This window comes from Acidovorax sp. HMWF018, from assembly GCF_003061035.1.
Taxonomy (GTDB): domain Bacteria; phylum Pseudomonadota; class Gammaproteobacteria; order Burkholderiales; family Burkholderiaceae_C; genus Acidovorax; species Acidovorax delafieldii.
On sequence record NZ_QAIM01000350.1, the window covers coordinates 1 to 3,360 of the forward strand.

Sequence of the window (3,360 nt, forward strand, 5' to 3'; positions counted from 1 at the left end):
ATCGACCGGGCGCTGGAGCTGACCATTGAATACACCAAGGAGCGCAAGATTTTCGGCGCGCCGCTGTTCGACATGCAGACCACGCGCCACAAGCTGGCCGAGCTGGCCACCATCGCCCACGTGGTGCGCACCTTCGTCAACGACTGCACCCAGCGGCTGCTGGACGGCACGCTGGACGACGAGGCCGCGTACATGGCCAAGTGGTGGTGTACCGAGCAGCAGTGCCGCGTGACCGATGAATGCCTGCAGTTGTTCGGCGGCTATGGCTTCATGGCCGAGTACCCGATCGCGCGCATGTACGCCGCCTCGCGCGTGCAGAAGATCTACGGCGGCGCGAACGAGGTCATGAAAGAACTGATCGCGAGGAAGCTGTGAACGCTGCGCACACGCTGCAAAGGCCGCTGCACGGCGTCCGTGTGGTGGAGTTCGAGGGCATCGGTCCAGGCCCGTTGGCCGCCATGATGCTGGCCGACATGGGCGCCGAGGTGACGGCGCTGGCGCGGGCCGAGCAGGCCGCCGGGGCGCAGTCGCTGGGCGGGGCGGCGGCCAACCCGCTGCACCGGGGCAAGACGGTCGAGATCACCGACCTGAAGTCGCCCGGCGGCAAGGCGCGCGCCCTGGATCTGATCGCACAGTCCGACGTTTTGATCGAGGGCTTTCGCCCCGGTGTGATGGAGCGGCTGGGCTTCGACCCCGCCGAATGCGCGGCGCTCAACCCCCGGCTGGTCTATGGCCGCATGACGGGCTGGGGCCAGGACGGCCCGCTTGCCCAGGCCGCCGGCCATGACCTGAACTACGTGGCGCTGACGGGCCTGCTGTCGCTGTCGGCGCACAGGGGGCAAGCGCCCATCGTGCCGCCCTCGGTACTCGGGGACGGTGCCGGGGCGCTGGGCATGGCTTTTGGCATCGCCTGCGCGCTGGTCGATGCACGGGCCACTGGTCGTGGCCGGGTCGTGGACGCCGCCATCATCGACATCGTGGCCATGCTGGGCACGCTGGTTCATTGGATTCGCGCCAACGGGCAGATCGACGGCGCACAGCCCAGCCCGTTCCACGATTCGCCGTTCTACGACGTGTACGCCTGCGCCGACGGCGGCTTCATCAGCCTCGGCGCGATCGAGCCGCCTTTCCACGCACTGCTGCTGTCCAGGCTGGGCCTGACGGACGTGAACCCCGCCGACCAGTACGACACGGCGACCTGGCCAGCGCTCAAGGCGCGCATCGCAGCCCTCATCCGCAGCCAGCCCAGGGCGCACTGGTGCGCATTGCTCGAAGGCAGCGACGCCTGCTTCGCACCCGTGCTCAGCCTCGCCGAGGCGGCGCGGCATCCGCACAACGCGGCACGGGGCATCTACCAGACCACCCCTTCCGGCGCCATCGAAGCGGCCCCGGCCCCACGGTTCCAGGCACTCAACGCAACCACCACCCAGGAGACAAAGAAATGACTGCTAACACCCACATCGTCCGCGGCTGCCCGTCCACCACCGGCAACGAGCGCCAGCTCAACACCACCACGCTGATCCGGCACGCCGCGCGCACCCACGGGGACCAGGAGATCGTCTACCGCACACCCGATGGCGGCTGGGACCGCTACACCTATGCCGACTGCTACGCCCGCGTCTGCCGCAGCGCCAATGCCCTGCGCGCGCTCGGTGTCGGGCCCGGCGACCGCGTCGGCATCCTGGACTGGAACAGCCGGCGCCATTTCGAGCTGTACTGGTCCATCCCCGGCCTGGGTGCCGTCATGTTGCAGATGAACCTGCGCCTGGGCGCCGAAGACCTGGGCTACGTGGTCGGCCACAGCCAGGTGTCCTACGTGTGCGTGGACGAGACATTGCTGCCCATTGCCGAATCCATTGCAGCGAATTCGCCCCAGATCAAGGGCTGGATCGTCATGACCGACAAGCCGCTGGATCAGATCAAGACCACGCTCAAGCCGCTGCTGCACTACGAAGACCTGCTGGCCGCCGCCGACACGAAGATCGACTGGCCCGAGATCGACGAAACCTCGGCCTACAGCGCTTGCTATACCACTGGCACCACGGGCCGGCCCAAGGGCGTGTACTACTCGCACCGCGGCATCTACATGCACTCCACGGGCATGGCCACCAACCTGGGCATGACGCTGGACGACTGCGTCATGCTCATCACCCCCATGTTCCACGGGCAATGCTGGGGCCTGCCGCAGGCCGCCACGCTGCTGGGCGACAAGATCGTGCTGCCGGGCCGCTACGCCGCCGAAGACACCAAGCCGTTGGTGGATGCCATGATCGCCGAGGGCGTGACGGTCACCAACGGCGCACCGGCCATCTTCCAGCCCATGCTGCAGTACATCGAGACGATGCCGGTCAAGCCGGACTTCAGCCGCATGCGCATGCTGTCCGGCGCGAGCGAGCCGCCGCTGTCGATGATGATCGGCTTCTATGAACTCACCGGCGCCGAGGTGGTGCATGGCTACGGCGCCACCGAAGCCACGACGCTGGTGACGATGAACCGCCTCAAGTCCACGCTCAGGAAGCGCCTGACCGAGGAAGAGCGCTGGAACCTCAAGCGCAAGCAGGGCCTGGTGCTGACCGGGGTGGACATCCGCATCGTCGATGCCGACGACAAGGACTTGCCGCACGACGGAAAGTCGGCGGGCGAGATCTGCGTGCGCGGCCCCTGGATCACGGCCAGCTACCACGACATGCCCGATTCCGGCGACCGCTTCCTGGAAGGCGGCTGGTGGCGCTCGGGCGATGTGGGCACGGTGGACGAGAACGGCTACCTCAAGGTCACCGACCGCATCAAGGACGTAATCAAGAGCGGCGGCGAATGGATCTCTTCCATCGACATGGAAAACCTGCTCATGGGCCACCCGGCCGTGCGCGATGCCGCCGTGGTCGGCGTTCCGCACCCGAAGTGGCAGGAGCGGCCCCTGGCCTTGGTGGTGCTCAAGCCCGGCCAGCAGGCCACCCAGGAACAACTCAAGGAACACCTGGGCAGCGCCTTCGCCAAGTGGCAGTGGCCCGACCAGGTCCTGTTCGTCGAGGCCATCCCCAAGACCAGCGTCGGCAAGCTCGACAAGAAGCGCATCCGCGCCGAGCAGGCAGACCGCTACGCCGAGTGACACCACTGTGCGCGACACCCACTTTCTACCCTGGAGAACCCCATGAACGACCATGAACCCGTAATCGTCGGCGCGCTGCGCACCCCCGTGGGCAAGCGCGGCGGGCGCTTGCACAAATGGCATCCCGTCGATCTGATGGCCGAGACGCTGCGCCAACTGGTCGAGCAATCCGGCGTGAACCCGGCAGACCTGGACGACGTGATCGTCGGCTGCGTGCTGCAGTGGGATCAGCAGCACGGCAACCTGGCCCG

At 67.2% G+C, this 3,360-nt stretch carries 3 protein-coding genes and 1 pseudogene; all 4 read left to right on the forward strand.

Annotated elements, in window-relative coordinates; all coding sequences use genetic code 11:
- On the forward strand, nt 1–375 hold a 375-nt coding region (locus DBR23_RS13360), incomplete at its 5' end, for an acyl-CoA dehydrogenase family protein (protein ID WP_255581691.1).
- Nucleotides 372–1,445: a CaiB/BaiF CoA-transferase family protein gene (locus DBR23_RS13365; protein WP_108498580.1), complete on the forward strand. Its 1,074-nt coding sequence runs from the start codon at nt 372–374 to the stop codon at nt 1,443–1,445. The genes DBR23_RS13360 and DBR23_RS13365, both read left to right, overlap by 4 nt.
- Entirely contained in the window at nt 1,442–3,109 is a 1,668-nt protein-coding gene (locus tag DBR23_RS13370) for a long-chain fatty acid--CoA ligase (RefSeq protein WP_042919594.1), read from the forward strand. The genes DBR23_RS13365 and DBR23_RS13370 overlap by 4 nt, the downstream gene beginning before the upstream one ends.
- Nucleotides 3,110–3,151: 42 nt before the next feature.
- Nucleotides 3,152–3,360: pseudogene (locus tag DBR23_RS13375) on the forward strand (steroid 3-ketoacyl-CoA thiolase); the annotation flags it as partial.